Annotated in this window: 2 protein-coding genes; both read left to right on the top strand. The window is 71.7% G+C overall.

The window, feature by feature from the left end; genetic code table 11:
• Positions 1 to 663 (top strand): FemAB family XrtA/PEP-CTERM system-associated protein (locus B8460_RS18885; protein ID WP_048863171.1); only part of this gene is annotated, 663 nt, incomplete at its 5' end.
• A 12-nt stretch (positions 664 to 675) separates the two neighbouring features.
• A partial coding sequence (locus tag B8460_RS18880; protein WP_048863170.1) for a TIGR03087 family PEP-CTERM/XrtA system glycosyltransferase occupies positions 676 to 1,588 on the top strand: 913 nt, incomplete at its 3' end.

The raw sequence follows: 1,588 nt of genomic DNA, 5'->3' as shown, positions 1-1,588 counted from the left end.
GGCTGGGTCGCCCGGTCCGGCCTGTACGCGACGTTCCGCAGGCCGATCACCGGCGACGACGACGTCAACATGAAGGCGATCCCGCGCAAGCAGCGCGCGAGCCTGCGCAAGGGTCTGCAGTACGGCTTGCGGACCGTGGTGGACCGCGACGCCGACCGCATGCACCGGCTGTACGCGCGGAGCGTGCGCAACCTCGGCACGCCGGTGTTTTCGCGCCGCTATTTCCGCCTGCTGCTCGACGTCTTCGGCGACCGGGCGGAGGTGATGACGGTGCTCGACGCGGGCGCGCCGCTTTCGGCCGTGCTGAGCTTCTATTTCCGCGACGAGGTGCTCCCGTACTACGCCGGCGGCACGCCCGCCGCGCGCGGCCGCTGCGCCCACGACGTGATGTATTGGGAAGTGATGCGCCGCGCCGCCGCCGCCGGCTGCCGGATGTTCGATTTCGGGCGCAGCAAGGTCGGCACCGGCGCCTATGATTTCAAGCGGAACTGGGGCTTTGAGCCGACTCCCCTGCAATACCGGTTCCTGCTGCGTCCGGGCGCGGAGATCCCCGAGCATAATCCGCTCAATCCGAAATACCGGCTGATGGTCGCGGCGTGGAAGCGACTGCCGCTGCCGGTCGCGAACGTGCTAGGCCCGCTTATCGTGCGCGGCATCGGCTGAGCGGGGGGCACGGTGCGCGACCTGCTGTTCCTCTGCCACCGCATTCCCTATCCGCCGGACAAGGGCGACAAGATACGCGCATGGCATCTGCTGCGGGCCCTGGCCGAGACCTGGCGCGTGCATCTGGGCTGCTTCATCGACGATCCGGCGGACTGGGCCCATGTCGCGCATCTGCGCACGGTCTGCGCCGATGTCGGCGCCTTCGCGCTCGATCCGCGCGGCGCCCGGCTGCGCGCGCTGCTCGGCCTGCGCCCGGGCCGGCCGCTGACGCTCGGCTATTACGGCGATCGGCGGATGCGGGCCTGGGTCGATGCGCGCATGGACGACGGGCGCATCCGTCATGCCGTCGCCTTCAGCTCCGCCATGGCGGCCTATCTGCCCGACCGGCCAGGGCTGCGCCGCGTGCTCGACATGGTCGATGTCGATTCCGAGAAATGGGCCGCCTATGCCGCCGCCGCGCGCGGCCCGATGCGCGCCGTCTGGGCCCGCGAGGCACGCACGCTGCTGGCCCATGAGCGCGACGCCGCCCGCCGCTTCGACCACACGCTGATGGTCGCGGGGCACGAGGCCGCGCGCTTCGCGGCGCTGGCGCCGGAGGCCGCCGGACGCATCGCCGTGGTCGAGAACGGCGTCGACTTCGACCATTTCTCGCCGCGGCACGCGCTGTCCGATCCGTATGGCGGGGCGGGGCCGGTCGTCGTGTTCACCGGCACGATGGATTACCGGCCCAATGCCGACGCGGTGGGATGGTTCGCGCGCGAGGCGCTGCCGCTGCTGCGGGCCGATTTTCCGTCGCTGCGCTTCGCGATCGTGGGCGCGAGCCCGGGGCCGGACGTGCAGGCGCTCGCGGCGCTGCCGGGCGTGCTCGTCACCGGCCGGGTGCCGGACACCCGCCCCTATATCGCGCACGCCGACCTTGTCGTGG

The organism is Acidisphaera rubrifaciens HS-AP3 (assembly GCF_000964365.1).
GTDB lineage: Bacteria > Pseudomonadota > Alphaproteobacteria > Acetobacterales > Acetobacteraceae > Acidisphaera > Acidisphaera rubrifaciens.
Note: the sequence above shows the minus strand (reverse complement) of the source record. Positions and strands in the feature narration are given on the sequence as shown.